Genomic DNA, 19,092 nt, shown 5'->3' with positions numbered 1-19,092 from the left:
ATTAAATTCCAACAGCTTTCTTGAATTCTTCATCTTCGGGTTTCACTTTCGAACCGAAGAAATTGGTCAGTTTGCCTTCTTCGTTGATAACGTATTTGCAGAAATTCCAGGTAGGGACCTGCTCGTTCCAGCCATTCATTTCTTTGGTTGTCAGCCATTTGTAAAGCGGAGCCTGATCGTCACCCATTACAGATACTTTCTCGAACATCGGGAACGTAACACCGTAGTTTTTCTTGCAGAACTCAGCAATTTCTTCGTTAGAACCGGGCTCCTGGCTTTTGAAATTGTTGGCCGGGAAACCCAATACTACGATTTTGCTACCGTGTTCTTTATAGAATTTTTCCCAGTCGGCGTACTGAGGAGTAAAGCCGCATTTCGACGCTACGTTCAGAATTACCACTTTTTTGCCTTTAAATCCACTCAGCGCTACAGGTTTGCCATCAAGTGAATTTACTGTGAAATCATACAGGCTTTTGGTGGGTGCTTTGGCATCGGCTGGTGCCGAAATAGCTGCATTACGGCCAAAGAAAATACCTTTCAGTGTTGAGAAGGACATAAAGCTGGATAAAATGAAGACAGACGCGAGAGCCGTCAGGGTCAATGCAAAATTCTTTTTCATGGTTGGTTGTTTGGTCAAAAGTGAACTTTAAAATCAGATACGTTAGATAAGTGACAATAGATTGTGATGAATTTCCATTACCAAAGGTAAAGCGAAAACCGTGGCTTTATTAACTACTGAAACTGAACAATTTAATCACATTTTATCAGGAACGTCTATTCCCATTAAACCCATTGCCTTCCGAATAGTTTCACCAACCACTTTGGCCAAAACCAGGCGCGTGTGCAGCTTCACTGGATCGACCTCCTTCAGAATCGACAATTTATCGTAAAACTGATTGAAAGTTTTGGCTAACTCGTAGGCATACTGCGCCAGATAGGAGGGAGCGTAGTCTTGCCCGGCCTCTTCAACTCGCTGCGGATACTGACTTAACAGAAATACAAGTTGCTGCTCAATTTCGTCAAGATCGGTTGCCTCCACCGGCTTATCAGTCAATACGTTTAATTCGACAGCTTTACGTAAAACAGACTGAATACGAGCATGAACGTACTGAATATACGGCCCCGTATTGCCATGTAAATCAACCGATTCGGCTGGATTGAATTGCATCCGCTTCTGCGGATCGACCTTCAGCAAATAGTACTTCAACGCACCTAAACCCAACGTAGTGAACAAGGCCGCTTTCTCGGCGTCACTGAATTCGTCGAGTTTTCCTTTAGCCGCTTCGTCGGCAGCCGTAGAAGCCGCTTCGGTCGTTTCCTGAATCAGATCGTCGGCGTCAACTACGGTGCCTTCCCGTGATTTCATCTTGCCCGTGGGCAGATCGACCATACCGTACGACAGGTGATACAGATTGTTGGCATACGGGCGCCCCAGCCGACGTAGTATAGCAAATAATACGTTAAAATGATAGTCCTGTTCGTTGCCAACTACCCAAATCTGGCGGTCATTATGAAAATCCTGAAACTTCAAATCGGTAGTGCCGAGGTCCTGCGTCATGTATACCGACGTACCATCGGAACGTAGCACCAGTTTCTGGTCGAGTCCTTCCTCTGTCAGATCAATCCAGACTGAACTATCAGGTTTTTGATAAAAAACGCCTTTCTGAAGGCCTTCTTCAACAATCTCTTTTCCAAGAATATACGTGTTCGATTCGTAGTACGTCTTGTCGAAGCTAACGCCAATTGTCTGATACGTAGCGTCGAAACCTTCATACACCCAATTATTCAATTTACGCCAGAGCGCTACCGTTTCGGCATCGCCCTGTTCCCACAGACGTAGCATTTGCTGGACTTCCTGCATCAGCGGAGCCTGCTTTTCGGCCTCTTCTTTGGGCGTTCCCTGCGCCACCATTTCTTCGATCTGCGTTTTATACGCTTTATCGAACAGAACGTAGTATTTGCCAATCAAATGATCGCCTTTCATACCAGCCGATTCAGGCGTTTCGCCATCTCCGAACATCTTATAGGCCAGCATCGATTTACAGATATGAACGCCCCGATCGTTAACAATGCAGGCTTTCACTACGTCATATCCGTTGGCAGCCAGAATCCGGCTCACTGAATCGCCCAGGAAGTTATTCCGTAAATGCCCCAAATGCAGCGGCTTGTTGGTGTTTGGTGACGAAAACTCAACCATTACCGACTGATTTTTAGCGGGTAACGTACCAAATGCTACGTCGGTAGCCATGTCGTTCATCACCGTAATCCAGGCAGAATCATCAATGCTGAGGTTCAGAAATCCCTGTACTACGTTGAATTGACTAACTATAGGGCTGTTATCGACCAGCCACGTACCAATCGACTGACCGATTTGCGCGGGATTCTGGCGGAGAATTTTGGTCAATGGAAACGTAACGAACGTGTATAGTCCGTCAAATTCTTTTTTAGTAGGCTGTAATGCAACCTCACCGATTTCCTGCTGATACAGTTCGGTGATGGCTTGTTTAATGGCAACTTTTAACTCTTCCTGAATATCCATCCGATGACGACACTACGTAAAAAGCAGTTTCGTGGTGCAAAAGTACGAAATGTCGCAGGATGTAGCGTGGGAAAAGCGACGGCGTTACGTTAAGGCTGTAAACGCGTGGTTGATTCGGCAACTGTCTGGATTTTTTCTTTCGAGAAATAGACCGGGAAATAACCATTCTCGGCCCACAACGGAAACAAATCGGCGTAGTGCGGATCGTCAGGGTTTCCAGATTGGCCGGGATTGTTAATTCCCAATGTTTTATCCCAGTTTTCTGTATCGATCAGGATACGAAACGAAGCACCATTTGTCTGGTTCAAATTCGCCGACGTAGCGTTGACCGTTTCGGCGTACCCACCCCGAATAGCCGGACCGAGGTTTATTTTTTTACGCATGGCCTCGTCGACCATGTTGCTCAGTGGGTGCGTAATAGTAATGTGTTTATTTTTCCGTTGCCCGTAATTCCAGTCGTTCATATCGTTGCCCAGGCGAGTACTCAATTCGGCCACAGCACGGTCAAGACAGCCTAGCAGCAACGTATCGCGGTCGGGCGTTGGCACCAGTATGACGTCGAAAACGCGCTTCGACGGGAGGTTTTCCAGATAAGGCCGAGCTTTTTTCGGGACCAATTTTTCGTAAACAGTCTTCTTCAATTGATCCTCCCATGCTACGTAAATAGCGGCTGCAATGGAGTTAGGCTCCAGTTTATAATCCCAACGACGCAGGTAATTCAGAGACTGTTCGGTCTGGTTAGTAGACGAGGCCAGGTTTTGCAGCAACGGTACCAGTGTGCGGGCCGGAATCGACAGGTAATCAGCTTGTAAAGCCGTGAAATCACTCATGGTTTTTCGCGTCCCGTTTGCCAGTACTTCTTCGATACGATGCGCTCTATTTGGTGATGACCAACTCCAGCCAATGGCGTTTCGGTACGGGAAATTGGGTGGGGTGAGATTGTTGTTTGCTGTCGCAATGAAGCCTTCTGTTGGATTCAATTTATTGGGCAACTGCTGAATGGGTAAATAACCACTCCACTCAAAACGGCCGTCGCCGGGAACGGGCACCAAACCACTGAAATTTTTTCGAATAGGCGCTAAGCCAACCGTCTGCCAGCCAATAGTGCCCGTTCTGTCGGCCCAAATCATATTTTCACCCGGCACTCGACTGAACATGCAGGCCTGTCGAAATTCGGTCCAGTTCCGGGCCTGATTCATTCGCAAGCTTGCCAGATAAGGCGCACAGCCCATTTCCAGCGAACCCGCCCGAATCGCATACGCTTTATGGCGAATTCTATCTTCGAACACAACCGGTCCGTGCCGTGTGTATTTCAACGTAGCAGTAACAGGCTGGCCACCCTTCACGGCGATACGTTCGGTCAACGTGGTCATTGTCAGCCAGCTCCCTTTGTATTTATATTGATTCGGATTGGTCGGATTGGTTTCGTAAACGTAGAGATCTTCGTTATCAGTCTCGAAAATGGTCAATCCCCACGCGCCGTAATCGTTGTGGCCGATGGAAATTCCCGGCAGCGTCGGTTCGCCTGCACCCACTACGTTCCAGCCGGGAGCATTTAAATGGACCCAGTAACGTAACGAAGGTGTTGCCTGAGATCGGTGCGGATCGTTGGCCAACATGGGATAGCCACTGGCCGATTTATTACCCGAAATCACCCAGTTATTCGAGCCAACGTACTGTTTTTCGGTATTCCACCAATCGTCGATTGACTGTTTTGTGCGATTGCTCGCGTCTTCGTCGGCTTTGCTGGCCTGGCCCTGAAATTTCAGCGGAAGCCGAAATGCTTCGTATAGTTCCAAAATGGGCTGAAACAATTCGTCGCCGTTTACACGTAGCGTCAGATCGGGTTCGGTTGGTTTGGTAGTGGGGTGAAACCATTCCAGTTCACGGAGTTTGTCGGCACCAATCAGTTTCACCAGCCGACCATAATCCAGTTCGTCACGGACGTTGTAAAGCAGTCCCTGATGCCGACTGATAACTACGGCAGGTGTCCAGGGTTGTGGTTTTGTCTGAAGTACATTGAATTCGAAAGGTAGTTTTTCGGGTGTTTTCAAAATTTCGGAAATGTAGGCGTTAATGCCATCCACAAATGCCTGAACAATCTGCGCTCCGCGTGGATGATAATGCGTTAATTCCTGCGCCATGCTGCCCCGAAACTTGAACAGCCGGGTACCAATGTCGCGTTTAATTTCCTGTGGTCCCAGCAGTTCGGCTACGGTACCGGTCGCCTGTCGACGCCAGATTTCGAGCTGAAAAAGCCGATCGCGGGCGGCCGAATAACCCTGTGCAAAAAATAAATCGTGTTCGTTTTTGGCGTAAATGTGATTGACTCCCCAACGATCACGAATGATGTCAACAGGTTGCTGAAGGCCGGGCGTACGTAGCGACTGCGTGGATTGGGAGTGGCAGGCTATGGGCAAAAAGAGTACGAGCAGGAAAAGCAGTTGCGGCATAGCGTTGATCTATTTTCTGGTAAGATAGTTAACAATCCATAGTAAGGATCTTTAACTGGCATTTAACTATTTATTTGGTATATGTAGTTATCTTAATAGACGAAAATCAACGCTTCTTAGTTATGAAAACGCTCTACAAATGGCTTGTTGTAACTATAATGGTTAGTTTGACAGGCTGCGTCACGGTGAAATCGAATGTTCAGGCAGACGCTATCCCAACGTTCAAGCGCGTGCTGATTGTGACGAAACTACGGAAGGCTTCGGAAAAGTATGTCCAGGGATTCGCCCGTCAGTTTCCAAGGAATTACGACGTATGCACGCTGGCATTGACTCCACTGTCGTTCGGTAATCCAGACGAGGAAATCCGTAAGCAGGTAGCCAACTGTCAGAGTGACGTCATACTAACACTCGAACTAGTTCAGCGGGGCCAGTCGAGTCAGTATACCAACGTACCATATGAGTATGATGTTGACATGAAAACTGCGGCCACAGGTCAGCCATTCTGGAAAGCCATTGTTTCCTCAAATCCAACGTATGGCGAACAGGTGCCACCCAGCAGTATCATCAAACGCTTACTTGAAGACCATGTTATTACGGGCAAAATGGCTTCGGGCGAGACTGCTCAAGCCATAAATTGAACTGTATTCGCGTTAAAATGTAAAAGCCAGTGATCTGATAGTCAGATTACTGGCTTTTACATTTTAAACGTGAATTTCCTTATTTCTTAGCGAAATTCTGCAGGTTTGTTAGCGCGATTACATTGATTATTTTCCAGTTGCCGTTAATCTTCTCGACTACGCGTGTCTCTTTCGAGGTCGTTTTGCCGTGGCTATCCAGCAACGTCTGGTCGTACGTAACAAACGCCATATTGCCATTCTGATGGATGGTGTAATTGGCGTTCTGCACCGTGACTTTATCGATTATCTTCTTACTCTTGAACTGGCTCGCGAACTGTTTTTCCAGATCGGTCCAGCCTTTGATTAGCCTGAAATCTCCGCCATACAAATTAGCGGCAAAATTGACGTAAGGTGTATGAGCCCAGGAGTCGGCCCATCGCGCTTTATCACGTGTAAAAAAACCTTCAGTCTCATTAAACAGTACCCGTTTAATGGCCTCGTTTTCTGACTGGGCGTAGCTGCCCGATATACCATTCAACAAAAGGGCGAATACTAGAACGGAAGTTTTCATGACCTTAACATGTTGATTGTACGGTCAAGATAGCTAGCATTTTTGAATTATAAAAATATTAATTTGTGTTTTTCCGCCGTTGCTTCCCCTCCAAAAGGTTGTGACAAAGATGCACGGAGACACACAGAGATACGCAGCGTTTTTAGTTTCTTTCTCTATGAATCTCTGTGTGTCTCCGTGCATCTTTGTGTCACAACTCTTTTAACGCTTTATCACCCTGACCGTCTGCTGCTCACGGGCCGTTTGTATACGTATCAGAAATAGCCCATTGAGATTATTAAGCGGCACCTGCACCTGCTCCTGTGCGCCCGCCTGTCCGATACGTTGCTGGTGTAACACAGTTCCCTGCTGACTAACCAGCATCAACTGTACTGGCTGCCCTTCGGCTCCGCTGATCTCCAGTTCGGCAGCTGATCCGGTCACGGGGTTACCCAGCACGCGTACCTGTAGTTTCGGGCCAATTTCCGATACGCCTTCCCGCGCCCGATTACAGACCGATTTTAAATTCCAGACATAGCTCACCGTTACGCCACTCTGACGCGCCATCAGGTTGAATGGTGCTACGTCGTTGGCCGTCCGGCTATCCTTGTCCACAAACTGATTGGGATTAGTGGTCCAGCCGGTGATGCCGGGGGCGAAGTACTCAATCGACGTACCATCGCCCCCGGAGGTATTGAAGCGGAAAGCACCTGTGGCACAGTCGTAAGTCGGTGCCAGCAAGCTAAGCGAACTTCCTGTTGGAGGTGTGGGCGGTGTTGGTGGGTTGGGTGGCGTAGGCGGATTGCCAGAACAGTAGGCACCAAAATCGAACGTATACGTAGCCGTTTTACCACTCTGCATGGCCGTAATGGTAATGGGTTTAGGGTCGCCACGTAAGCCCGCTTCTATGGTCCCAAAATTATCTGTGACCGAAGCGCGGGAGATACCGGGGGCCATATACGTAATGGGCGAGCCATCGCTCCCGCTAACATTGAACGTAATGGCACCCGTCTGGCAGTTGTACGTAGGCTGAGTTAGCGCGAAGCTGCCACTTGGTGGCGTAGGCGGTTGCGTTGTTGTTGACACCGTAATTCTAAACGTAGTGCTGGCCGAACCTCCGGTTGTTGAAGCTGAGATTCTAACATCATAAACACCTATAGTAGTAGCTGTGCCGACAAGGACGACGGCTGGTGTGAACGGAAGCTCAGAAATCTTGGCAGAGAGGCCCATTCCCGGCGGCAGACCGCTGGCAGAAATATTCCAGTTAGATCGATAATTGGCGTTGATACCGAAGTTCGGATCGGAGAAATACGTACCAACCGGAATGTAAACCGATTCGTAAATTCCAAAAGTCCTGTCAGGAATATTCTGAGTCACACGAGGAGGTAACAGGCCCGTAGGGGAGCAGGCAGCTTTTAAATCAAAATCGACACTTACACTTACTCCTTTTTGTATGGCCGTAATTGTAATCACTTTGGGATCGTTACGTAGTCCGGGTTCCACAACACCGAATCGATCGGTTGGTGAATTGCGCTGGATGCCGGGCGAAATGAACGTAACGGCCGAACCATCTCCGCCCGATACATTGAACATTATTTGGCCCGTTGGGCAGTTATAGGATGGCGAAATCATCTGGAGTGGGTAGACGGTCGGTGGTGTTTCTACCTTCAGTTTAATTACCTGAAGATTACTGCTAATCAGTACCAGACTACCGTCACCAGCCCGTGTAATTCCTTTCAAAAAGCCATCCGATGGGCCATCGAACGTACGCTCATTTATCACAGCAAACAACCCCGGATCGCTCAGGCCAACGTTGGCCGTACTTACCTTTATGACGTGCGGATCAGCCCCATTAGTGCGGGACGTATTACCCACTACGTAGTAATTAAGTCCATTCGGGTCAGTATAAGGCGTAATGAACGCTTCGGTTGGCTGTGGATTGACACTTCTTGCGCGTTTGAAATTTCCGTCCCAGTCGACTTCAACCAGAGCGGTTACGGCGGCTGCCGGTACGTGCGCACTAGGCGTGAGTGCCGTTCCTACCAGCGCATATCCGTTTCCATCGGCGGCAGGAATTACATCATTGATGGTGAGCATTCGAACAACCGAATTCCCTACAGGGCCATTACTGGTATTGGTAATGGGCAGTGCACCCAACAGCTTTTGCCAGACCACATTCCCTTGCCCGTCGAGTTTTGCTATCCACCCAGTGTTATCTAACGACGTACTGTTATTCAAATCCTGTACAGTGCCTGTTGTGTTATGATAGCCCACAACCAGAAAACCGCCGTCGGGTGTGTTCAGCACGGCCTCGCCTTTGGTAACACTCTGGTCTGGGTTAGCTGTTGGGTAGGCAATCGCCCAACTCCAGCTACTTGCACCAGTTCTCTGGACAGAAACCACTGTTTTGGTAGTTGACGGGGACAGGGTGTTCAGAAATACTGTTCCACCGTCGGGCGTGTTTATCATGTCTTCCTTAGCACCCCCGTATTGCGAAGTTCCAGGGGCTGCACCCGATGCATTTATGGTATTGTGTATCCCGGCTCCACCCCATTCCTGACCCGCCAGCACAATTGATCCATTAGGTAATGGGGCCAGTTGATCAATGTTCGTGACAACGGCGTATCCACCTACACAGGGGCAATTGGTAGGGATTTTTCCGGCAATGTACGATGCGCCTGGTAGCGGCCCTGTGCGCCAGACCTGATTGCCCTGCAAGTCATACTTTACCACATGAGCCATCTCGTCCGATACGACAACGTTACCATCGGATGAGATAGCCACTGCCGTTCCAATTCGGGCCCACTGAGCGTCTGGAATGGATTGTGCTCTTACGCTCAGACCAATCAGCAGCCCCATACCAAACAGGGCCAGCCAAACGCCTTTTGCTACTGATAAATAGTTCTTTTTCATGGTTATAGAAATTTAGCATGGCTGTTTTATTCGACAGCCCAACCGTTAATCGGGTTGGGCTGTCGAAGGTAAGTCATCAGGTTACGATTTTTTTTAGGACACGGCCAAGAGTCCCTAAATTGAAAGCAATAGAGTCAGGTTTATAAGTGGGGAGGGATGAGGGGTTATGAACCCCACCCTAAATCCCTCCCCAGAAGGGAGGGACTTTACTTCGCTCGTAGTTGAAGCCCCTCCCTTCTGGGGAGGGGTTGGGGTGGGGGTTTATTAAGCTTTCGTCAACCCAGACGCTATAAATTCGGTAGGCGTTTTCTGGTAAAAATCCTTGAAAACAATAGTAAAATAAGAAGGTGTTCGGAAGCCAACCCGATAGGCCGTTTCGGCGACAGTATGCCCTTGCAGGAGGAGTTCGGCTGCCTTGCGGAGCCGGTATTGACGTATCAGTTCGTTGGGCGACAACTGAATTAAATTATGAATTTTGCGATAGAGCGTTTTACGACTCATAGCCAGTTCATCGGCCATCCAATCGACATTGAGCGACGTATCAGTCAGGTGTTTGTCAAGCAACTCATAAACCCGGCGGAGAAAAATATCCTGCACGTTTTCAGGTGATTGCGACGTATCAGGATGCGCTAATTGCTGACGATATTGCTGTTGTAGTTTTTCGCGGTGCAAGAGCAGATTACGTAGCCGCAACTGTAGCTCGTCCAGATGGAACGGTTTCGCCAGGTAATCGTCGGCTCCTTCCTGCAACCCTTCGAGTCGGCTCTGATGCGCTGCTTTCGCTGTAAGCAACACCACCGCAATATGGTTTGTATCAGGATGTTGCTTGATATGACGAGTTAATGCAAAGCCATCCATACGGGGCATCATTACGTCGGAAATAACAATGTCGGGCAGTTCGGTTTGAGCGAGTTGCCAGCCCGCTTCGCCATCGCTCGCCCGTAGAATCTGGTACGACGTAGCCAGTTCACCCGCCAGAAACTCACGCAGTTCATCATTATCCTCTACAATTAACACCAGAGGATCCTGGTTCTTTTCCCCAGTTAGCTGTTCAGATGTAGCAGAAACGACCGGAATTGGCGGTTTCTCCGTAATGGTCGGTTCATGAACTGGCAGCACCACATACGGCACTTCCCGATTAGCCGATACGGGTTCAACAGGCAGTGTTACGATGAACGTAGTACCTACATCAGGCTGGCTCGCTACGTTAATCGAACCACCGATCAATTCCACCAACTCTTTAACCAGCGACAGCCCAATGCCTGTACCTTCATAAGCTCGCGTACGGGACGTATCAACCTGATAAAATCGGTCGAAAACATGTGGTAGATTTTCCGCCGAAATGCCGATACCGGAGTCGCTGATTGTTATGGTAAAATGAGTAATTACGCCATCTGACGACGTAGCATTGGGTGTCAACGAAACCGCTACGTTGCCGTTCTGACCCGTAAACTTCACCGCATTCGCCAGCAGATTAGTCAGAATTTTTTCCCACTTGTCGGCATCGAACAGACAATCGTGGGTGCTACGTTCGCTGGTGAAAATTAGCGTTACGTTCTTCTGCTCGGCCGCCTGCCGGAACGATTCCACTACGTGTTCGACGAATTCAATGGCCTCTCCGCGCATCAACGATACGTCCAGCCGCCCGGCTTCCAGCTTCGAGAGATCGAGAAGTTGGTTAATGAGACGTAGTAACTGGTCTGCGTTACGTTTCATCAGCCCCAGTGTTTGTCGGGTCGAGGTATCGAATCGGTTGTCATGAAGCAGTTTTTCAACTGGCGAAATGATGAGCGAAAGGGGCGTCCGAAACTCGTGTGTAATGTTCGAGAAAAAGCGCGTTTTCAGTTCATCGACGGTTTTGAGCTGTTCGGCTTCCCGGCGGTTCAGTTCCAGTTCCTGCTGCTGCCGAAGCCGATTCAGGTAGAAACGTATCAGCCCCCAGATAATCCCACCTAATAGCAGAATATATAGGCTATATGCCCACCAGGTGGCCCACCATGGCGGCTGGATAACAACCTGAACAGCAGCTTCGTTTTCGGTCCAGGTACCATCGCTGCTAGAGGCTTTTACCCGGAACGTATAATCGCCGGGGGGAAGATTGGTGTAGTTGGCAAAATGGCGGGTTCCGTTCTGAATCCAGTCTTCATCGACGCCAACGAGTTGATACGCATACTTGTTCTGCTGATTCTGCCTGAAAGTCAGTGCCGCAAAGCTGAACGACAAAAAATTTTCATTATACGTTAACGTAACGCGAGATCCGGTAATTGGTCGGATTTGGTCATGAACGTTCAACTCGGTGATTTGTACGGGTAACTGGCGCGTATCGTCGTGAATGCTGTCAGGATTAAAATGAACGACGCCATTCAGCGTACCGAAAAAGAGCCGATTTTGCTGTTTAAATACAGCATTTTTGAGAAAATCATTACTAGGTAACCCGTTCGTCGTCTGATAATTACGCGCCCGCTTCGTTCGTGGATCGAACCGGCACAGGCCCTTGTCGGTGCTTATCCAAAGATTACCCGCCTGATCGCTGGTAATACCGACAATGTTATTACTCGGTAGTCCGTCGCGGATGGTAAAAGCCGAGAAACGCTCTGTTTTTGCGTCGAAGCGGTTGATACCACCCTGTTGCGTACCGAGCCAGATGGTTCCTGATCTGTCTTCGTGAACGGTAAGGACAGCATTGTTATTTAAACCACTTTTCGAACCAGCCAGATAATGATCAAAACGACCCGTTTTCGAATGTAACCGGGCAATCCCCTGTTTGCGGAACGGTATCCAGACATCGCCATTCCGACTGGCGAGCAGCCCATGAACGTATTGATCGGGCAAACCATTCGGACTTTTCGGGTCAAATTTATAATACCGATACCGGTGCGTTTGCGGATTAAAAGCGGCAATTCCGGACTCAGGCGCAATATACCCACCTACCCATAACTCACCCGTTGGCCCCCAGCTCATGTACTCGACCGGAACCTCAGCCGGGTAACTACTAAACCGATTCGTTGCTCTATCGAAATGGTACAAACCCTTCCAGGTTCCTAGCCAGACGCCATTCCGACCATCGGGTGCGAGCGCCTGCGTGTAATTTTTATACGTACCAATCGAGCCCAGTATGGCGGGAGGAATCGGTTCGGATGTCTGTCTGTTACGTGGTCGATAAACGGTATAGCCGTTGCTGGTCCAGAAACCGCCGTTTTTATCGGGTAGTAGCGCAACTACTTTGTTCTCAGATAGATTCGCCGTGCCTTTGTTCGGACGTACCTGATACGTAACGAATGGCTTATCGTGCATGGACTGTTGGTCGATACCGTTATCCGTACCTACCCAGAGCGTGCCCATTCGGTCGATATACACCGTCTGTGCCATACTGCTGCTGATGCCTTTGGGCTCATTTGGATTAGGCCGATACGTATAAACCTGATTACGTACTGGGTCGATACGTTGTAAACCCGTAGTGGTTGCCATCCAGAAAATACCGTCGGCATCGCTACGTAGCGAATTCAGAAATGTAAACGGATTGATTTGGCCGTTCGGATTATAAGGCTCCAGTTGCCAGGGCTGCCGTTTCAAATCGAGCCGGAACAAACCATAACCCGCTGTGGAAGTACCCATCCAAAGAACCTGCCGGGCGTCGAGATGGAAGGCAATGAATGTCGGTTGATAATCGCCCGCTGGCACGGGAACCGGCACCAATGTATAGCGTCCTGATGTGCGGTCGAACAGGTACAAGCCCCGGTACGTGCCAACCCAGAGCCGGTGCTGTGGGTCTTCAAACACGGTTTTTAAAGTGGCTTCAGGATCAGGAACCGGAAAAAGCGTAAAAAAATGTTTCTCTGGTTCATAACGAGCTAGTCCGGCTAACGAACTAATCCACAATACGTGTTGACTATCTTCAAAAACGGAATGCTGGAAATTCCACAAATCGGCGTTGCGGACGGAACGTATCAGGTGCGGAATTACCTGCCCCGTCTCCTTATTGATTTCGTGCAAGCCGCCCTGCGTAACGGCCCAAAGTCGGTTGGCGTGATCTTCGCACAGGCCAGACAGTAAGTCATTCTGAAAACTATGCTGCGGGTCGTTCGGGTCCGATTTGAGTACGGTGAAATTGTAGCCGTCGTATTTATTTAAGCCATCGTTGGTACCAAACCACATGAATCCTTCCCGATCCTGTAGAATGCAGTTGACCGAGTTATCGGACAGCCCATCTTTTACCGACAAATGCTCGAACTGATTGACAATGGATTTTCCGACGGGTGCTGCTACGTTCGTCCTGCCAGCCTGACTGGGCTGGGTGAACCCCGGCAAGTGGGGAGTCAGCAGAAGCAAAAGCAGCGAAAGGCGCACCATACAAGCCAGCGACAGATTTAGCTCGCAAAAAAGAACGATTTCTCTATTTTCTCATTGTGCGAATAGCCAACTAACTGAACGGCAGACCCAACTAGGTCGATTGCCTCACGAACCAATACGTAAAATTAGATGGAAAACTTAAACTATTCGTCCTGTTTTTTTACGATGTGCACGACTTTCCCATTTTCGATAAGCCGGGTTTTCAGGACGGTTTGCTTCGGAATAGTAAACAACAACGTAGGATGAACGGCTGTTGGTAATGGGTTTTTCGTTAACGTAGTATCGGTCATCCGAATGTAGCGTATCGTCAGGGTCGAATCCTGCACAAAAACTCGACTGACAGCCAGCTTAGGCGGTTTGTTAGTCGATGGGAGAACAATACCGATGGCTGTTTCTTTAGTGAAATTTGGTACGTTCGATTTCTTCTTCGACGATGTTTCGGTGGCGTCTGGCGTAAACGCCTTCTCGAAATCGTCGGCTTGTTCCAACATAAGTAAGGTAGGTTTGCCTCTGGTAAGCTTGGCATCGGTGTTGAGCGTATAGGCAGTCAGCAAACGATGCGTCAGGTTAATCTGGGCAAGCGTAATGACACTTAAAAGCAGACTAAAAACAGCAAGAACAGAAAAAAAACGAAAACGAGGTGATTGACGAAATGAAGCGAAAAAAGACATAATCAAACGTAACGAGGTAAGCATACTCTACCTCTTAACGTCTGGTTGCCCGATTCTGTGTATATATGAACAGAAAAGATAGAGTAAATGGAGATTATTCTCAAAAAAGAATGCCATTACCTGAAGTAAGGGCATTCGTCATTTTATTGTCTGTTAAGCGTATTAACGCGGATTTTGGCTAGTTGATTGGTCTGGATTCCGGATATTCATTCCCGATACGTTGAAGCAGGAATTATAATTATCGCTCTTGCATTCGAACAAATCGAATTGTTCGATTCCATTATCAAGTCGTTCGAAATACAGAATAAACGGCACAATTTCGCTGTTTTTGATCTCGCGGGAATCGGGCGTCATCGGAATTCCCTCGGTTTTCAAAAGTTTAAACGTCCGCTTCCCATCGGCAGAGGCTAACAACGCTTTGGGATTAAACGAAATGCTACTGCTGCCGTAGTAATTGTTATCACGGTCGTTCGGACTTTTCCCGTAGGTCATGTACAGCACCGTGTAACTGGCCGTCAATCGGATGTCTGTTACGCGAATATCCGGGTCCTGCGAATGGCCAAGCCCGCCCTGAGGGTCGGGGTAAAGCCGCTGTTGAAAGTTAGCGAGTGGCTGACTGGTCTGATAATATTCGGCCCCATCAGCGGGCGCATCTACGCTCAGTGGCCGAGTTGATTTACAGGCTGTAAACAGCAGGAGAACGGCGATCAGGGCTTTCATGGTTTTAAATTAAAACCTTTCCTACGAATAACCAAGAAATCAGGCCTTCTGTTTTTTGGGCGATTCAACCGCCAGTATTTCCCAAATCTGGTCATAAACATCGGTGGCAGCCAACGACTTCCCTAGGTTTTGGCTGCTAACAAAAACCGGATGATGTTCGGTCGGCACACCCACCCGCCCGTGCGAACCTTTTACTAACGTAGCATCCAGCGAAATTACGTTCATCAGGTAGCGGAAACCGAGCAATTTTCGCCCCAGTTTGTAGCCCGCTTTCAGCTTAATAAGCGGGTTTGTCTGATCCATGAACATCTCGACGGGGTCGTAACCGGGTTTTTGGTGAATAGCCACCAAACGGGCATAATCAGGGGCGCGCGCATCGTCGAGCCAGTAATAATACGTGAACCAGCTAGTAGCGTCGGCCATCACGACAAAATCGCCCGAACGGTCGTGGTCGATATGATATTTTTTCTGCTGCTCCTTGTCCAGAACTAGTTCAATACCCGGCGTTTTTTCGAGCAGCGAACGTACTTTGGTATAAACCGAAGGATCGTTGACATACACGTGCGCAATCTGGTGATCGGGTGTAGCGAATGCCGGGGAAGCCCCCCCATCGAATACTTCCAGGCCGCGTTCTTCTCGGTAACGTATCATCCCCGCTTCACGTAGTATCCGGTTGATATGAATGGGCTTCGATACGTTGGTAATGCCATATTCCGACAGCACAATCACCTCGGCGTTTTGTTTCTCGTAGAACTGAATCAGGTCGCGGCAAACGTCGTCGATTTCGCGCAGATCGTTGCCAATTTTTGAGAAATCCTGGCCAAATTTCTGGAGACAATAATCCAGGTGGGGCAGGTAAATTAGCGTGAGCGTCGGGTTGTGCCACTGATCTACCAGCATCGACGCATCGGCAATCCAGCGACTGCTTTTAATGGTCGTAGCCGGTCCCCAGAATTGAAACAGCGGGAATGTACCAAGCTCCTTTTGAAGCTTGTCGCGGAGGTCGCCGGGGTGGGTGTAGCAATCGGCAATTTTCATGCCGTCGGATGGGTATTGCGGGCGTGGTGTAGCCGAAAAATCGGCGGTAGAATACATGTTGTACCACCAGAACATTTTCGATACAGTGAAATTCGGGTCGATTTTCTTGGCCCGTTCCCATATTTTTTCGCCACCAACCAACTTGTTCGACTGTTTCCAGAACTTCACTTCGGAGTCGGTCCGGTCGTACCAGCCATTGCCCACGATACCGGTTTCGCTCGGCCATTTGCCCGTTACGTAGGTCGATTGTACCGACGTAGTAACGGCGGGCAGCATGGGGTCAATAGTCGCCTGATGTTTACCCGCGAACCACTGTTTCAAAAAAGGTGTATGTTCGCTAATCAGCGAATAAGACAGCCCAACTACGTCGAGTACTACGGTTTTTTTCATGTATCAATGCAGGCTAATGGAGAACGAACTTGCCTTATATTATTCATCAGCGATTTTTTTGTCATTCTGAGGTACGAAGAATCTTAAGGTTAACTAACCTGAGAGCTATGACGCTTTAAGATTCTTCGTACCTCAGAATGACAAAAAAATGCTCATTACTCATTTTCAATTACCCACTTCATTTCTCGGTCAATGGAATCGACGATGTCTTTTTTCAGATCGTCGGGTAATACGCCCCAGGTATAGGTTTCGACTTCGAGTTGATTGGTGAACCGTCGCTCCGCCTGCAAACGTAGCACTTCCCGAATATCATCTTGGGTCGACTGAAGAACGCCGTAATCGTTCACAAAAATCGGTACGTGGAAGTGAGAGCGCCATTCGGCATGATTTTCGTTGAAAGCCACCAGCGCGTCGGGTAAATCCCGGAAACGTAGCAGTTCATCCGACGTAGTACGCGCTACTACCTGATGCAGATACGTTGGCTCGTTGAACTGCGCAAATGCCTGTCGAACGGCTTCACGGTCAGCTTCGGAACTGGTTGGAAACTGAGCTTTTAGCGCGGCACTGATTTGTATTTTACCAATTCTCAAACCGTATTCCTTCATCTTGTCCAGTACGTCGGCGGGTCGTTCGTAACCGACTGCAAAATGGCAAACATCGTAGCAAAGCCGGACGTGTTCGCAGATAACAGTTTCAGCTTCAGTATCTGACATTCCGAATTCTTCGGTCAGTTGCTCAATGCCCATCGGCAGGAGATAGTCGGTAAACCACGCGATGAACTCGTCGGCAGTTTCGATAACCCCATCGGGTTCAGGCTCCAGATCGAGGTGCATCAACCGGTCGGTTTGGCGATGGAGACGTACCATCTCCGAAACCACTTCCAGTACGTTCTGGGTCGTTTGCGACAGAATATAATCGCGGGCTGCGGGCTGTTCCCACTCAAACCAGTAACGATAGGAAAGGGGCGACGTAGAAACGCCACCCTGAATGGCATTGCCCAATTCATCGACCGGCAGTAAAACCGACAAAATCCGAAACAACCGTTTGGTGTATTCGACACGCGCTTCGGTGGTCCAGTCGGGCGTGTGAACGTGGTCTTTCACGACCATATCGTGGAATCCGCCAAACGGGAAACCATTCATTGTGAAGACGTAGCAGTTAGTATCGGCCAACCAGTGCTGAAACTGGATCAGATTTTCGGGCTGCTCCAGTTCTTCGCTCGCTTCGTTCGACAACCGCAGGCCGATACCAAAAGGAGCATCGGGCGACAGTCGTTTTTTTAATTCGGGAATTGCCTGTTGGAGAGCCGCAAAATGAGCTTCCCAAGATTCGCCCGCATGAATATTGGTGCAATAGCCGAGGTGACCAAGAGATGTTTGCATAACCAGCAGCTACAGAGTTTCCAATACGTTGTATGTTAGGTCGTTCGATTCTTTCAACGTAGCGATGGACTGCCTGATTCGTTCATTGTCCATGTCATGAACCTCCACACCGCGACCAATGCCTTCGAGCAACATGATCGTCAATTGACCGCCCAAGTGTTCACGGAATTCAGAAAGTCCTTTCAATAGACCCGCGCTATCATCGGCATCAAGCATCGGATGGTAGAGATTGAAACCCAGCGTCCGTAACGTACTGAGAATCCGGTTGGTATCCGTTTCATCCAGCCAACCCAATTGCTGTGAATACAACGTATCAAGCGCAATTCCGATAGCAACGGCCTCGCCATGACGTAGCGAAAAATTGGTGAGTTGCTCCAGTTTGTGAGCGCTCCAGTGGCCAAAATCCAGTGGACGCGACGAACCCATTTCAAACGGATCACCACCGGCAATGTGCTGAAGATGCAATTGTGCGCATTGGTGTATCAGGTAATCCATTGCTGCACGATCGCGGTGGGCGAGTGCCTGAGCGTTGGTTTCGAGCCAGTTGAAGAACGTAGCGTCTTTGATAAGCGCAACTTTTACGGCTTCCGAAATACCCGAACGCCAGTCGCGGTCGTCGAGTGTGGTTAAAAATTGGCTATCGTTGAAAACGGCTACGGGTGGCGCGAATGTGCCCAGAAAATTCTTCTTGTGGCGGTAATTCACGCCATTCTTTACGCCAACTCCCGAATCATTTTGTGACAGCACTGTAGTCGGAATCCGAATGTGGCGAATACCCCGGTGCGAAATTGCAGCCGCATAGCCCACCAGATCAAGCACAGAACCACCACCAACAGCCACTACGTATGCGTGACGGTCGATGCCGAAGCGGTCAACAGCATCGACTATTTTTTCGACCAGCGCCGGATCATTTTTAGCCGCTTCTCCACCCGGAACAGTCAGTAATTCAGGCGTAAAAGCCGTGTGTTTTGCCAGATACGTAGTAATAGAAGCAGCAAGCTTCGGATGCGCTTCAGTAACGCCAGCGTCCAGCACAAATAAGATCGGTTTGGCTAATTTGTCAGCTGCTTGCTGTCTAAAAAAATCGGCAAAGAGTAAGTTCTTGGTATCAAAAAGCTGTTCGGTAAAGAAAACTGTATAAGTAAACCGAACGGCAAATGTCTGCTTTAGGTGGTCCATAACGGATAATGGCAGCTTTAGCCAACTGCCTTCATCCTTCAAAAATACAATCGAATCGTTAATGGTTCCTCATTGGGAGTTATAAAGTTGTAGGGTTATAGGGTTGAAAGGTTTTGCTACAGCCCAAATGCGTCAGCCAACTTTACGACCCCAGATAGATGCTCAACCATCCGGAGTTATTTCATCAAACTGAAAGGTTTCCTAACTTTCAAAGTGGGACAAAATCCGAGCCATTCTGTATGTATAATTTTTTAAAGAATTTTCTATCCTAAAACATTACAACTGACAAT

Annotated in this window: 12 protein-coding genes; 1 reads left to right on the top strand and 11 read right to left on the bottom strand. The window is 48.7% G+C overall.

The window, feature by feature from the left end; translation table 11 throughout:
* Nucleotide 1: 1 nt before the first annotated feature.
* The 3 genes from IC229_RS15460 to IC229_RS15450 form a co-directional block, all read right to left on the bottom strand.
* On the bottom strand, nt 2-619 hold the full coding sequence (locus tag IC229_RS15460) for a glutathione peroxidase (RefSeq protein WP_190887902.1): 618 nt from the start codon (nt 617-619) through the stop codon (nt 2-4).
* 135 nt (nt 620-754) lie between these two features.
* The gene (argS, locus tag IC229_RS15455; protein ID WP_190887901.1) at nt 755-2,539 is read right to left on the bottom strand and encodes an arginine--tRNA ligase; all 1,785 of its coding nucleotides are present in this window, start codon (nt 2,537-2,539) and stop codon (nt 755-757) included.
* Nucleotides 2,540-2,628: 89 nt separating this feature from the next.
* Nucleotides 2,629-4,992: a penicillin acylase family protein gene (locus IC229_RS15450; protein WP_190887900.1), complete on the bottom strand. Its 2,364-nt coding sequence runs from the start codon at nt 4,990-4,992 to the stop codon at nt 2,629-2,631.
* 122 nt (nt 4,993-5,114) lie between these two features.
* Here IC229_RS15450 and IC229_RS15445 point away from each other — a divergent pair, with 122 nt between their 5' ends.
* A complete protein-coding gene (locus tag IC229_RS15445) occupies nt 5,115-5,630 on the top strand; it encodes a hypothetical protein (RefSeq protein WP_190887899.1) in 516 nt (171 codons plus the stop codon).
* Between the two features lie 79 nt (nt 5,631-5,709).
* Here the strand turns inward: IC229_RS15445 and IC229_RS15440 are convergent, their stop codons facing one another.
* From IC229_RS15440 to IC229_RS15405, 8 genes are all read right to left on the bottom strand, one after another.
* The gene (locus tag IC229_RS15440) at nt 5,710-6,180 is read right to left on the bottom strand and encodes a hypothetical protein (RefSeq protein ID WP_190887898.1); all 471 of its coding nucleotides are present in this window, start codon (nt 6,178-6,180) and stop codon (nt 5,710-5,712) included.
* A gap of 201 nt (nt 6,181-6,381) precedes the next feature.
* The gene (locus IC229_RS15435; RefSeq protein WP_190887897.1) at nt 6,382-9,072 is read right to left on the bottom strand and encodes a hypothetical protein; all 2,691 of its coding nucleotides are present in this window, start codon (nt 9,070-9,072) and stop codon (nt 6,382-6,384) included.
* Between the two features lie 264 nt (nt 9,073-9,336).
* The gene (locus IC229_RS15430) at nt 9,337-13,422 is read right to left on the bottom strand and encodes a hybrid sensor histidine kinase/response regulator transcription factor (RefSeq protein WP_190887896.1); all 4,086 of its coding nucleotides are present in this window, start codon (nt 13,420-13,422) and stop codon (nt 9,337-9,339) included.
* Between the two features lie 143 nt (nt 13,423-13,565).
* The gene (locus IC229_RS15425; protein ID WP_190887895.1) at nt 13,566-14,093 is read right to left on the bottom strand and encodes a hypothetical protein; all 528 of its coding nucleotides are present in this window, start codon (nt 14,091-14,093) and stop codon (nt 13,566-13,568) included.
* Between the two features lie 162 nt (nt 14,094-14,255).
* Nucleotides 14,256-14,813: a hypothetical protein gene (locus tag IC229_RS15420; RefSeq protein WP_190887894.1), complete on the bottom strand. Its 558-nt coding sequence runs from the start codon at nt 14,811-14,813 to the stop codon at nt 14,256-14,258.
* A 39-nt stretch (nt 14,814-14,852) separates the two neighbouring features.
* Entirely contained in the window at nt 14,853-16,241 is a 1,389-nt protein-coding gene (locus IC229_RS15415) for an alkaline phosphatase family protein (protein WP_190887893.1), read from the bottom strand.
* 155 nt (nt 16,242-16,396) lie between these two features.
* Complete coding sequence (gene eboE / locus IC229_RS15410; protein ID WP_190887892.1) at nt 16,397-17,623, bottom strand: metabolite traffic protein EboE; 1,227 nt, start codon at nt 17,621-17,623, stop codon at nt 16,397-16,399.
* Between the two features lie 9 nt (nt 17,624-17,632).
* The gene (locus IC229_RS15405; RefSeq protein ID WP_190887891.1) at nt 17,633-18,802 is read right to left on the bottom strand and encodes a 3-dehydroquinate synthase; all 1,170 of its coding nucleotides are present in this window, start codon (nt 18,800-18,802) and stop codon (nt 17,633-17,635) included.
* Between the last annotated feature and the right edge of the window lie 290 nt (nt 18,803-19,092).

This window comes from Spirosoma profusum (genome assembly GCF_014699005.1).
GTDB classification, from domain to species: domain Bacteria; phylum Bacteroidota; class Bacteroidia; order Cytophagales; family Spirosomataceae; genus Spirosoma; species Spirosoma profusum.
The sequence above is the reverse complement of the archived record's forward strand: the minus strand, read 5'-3'. Positions and strand labels throughout refer to the sequence as shown.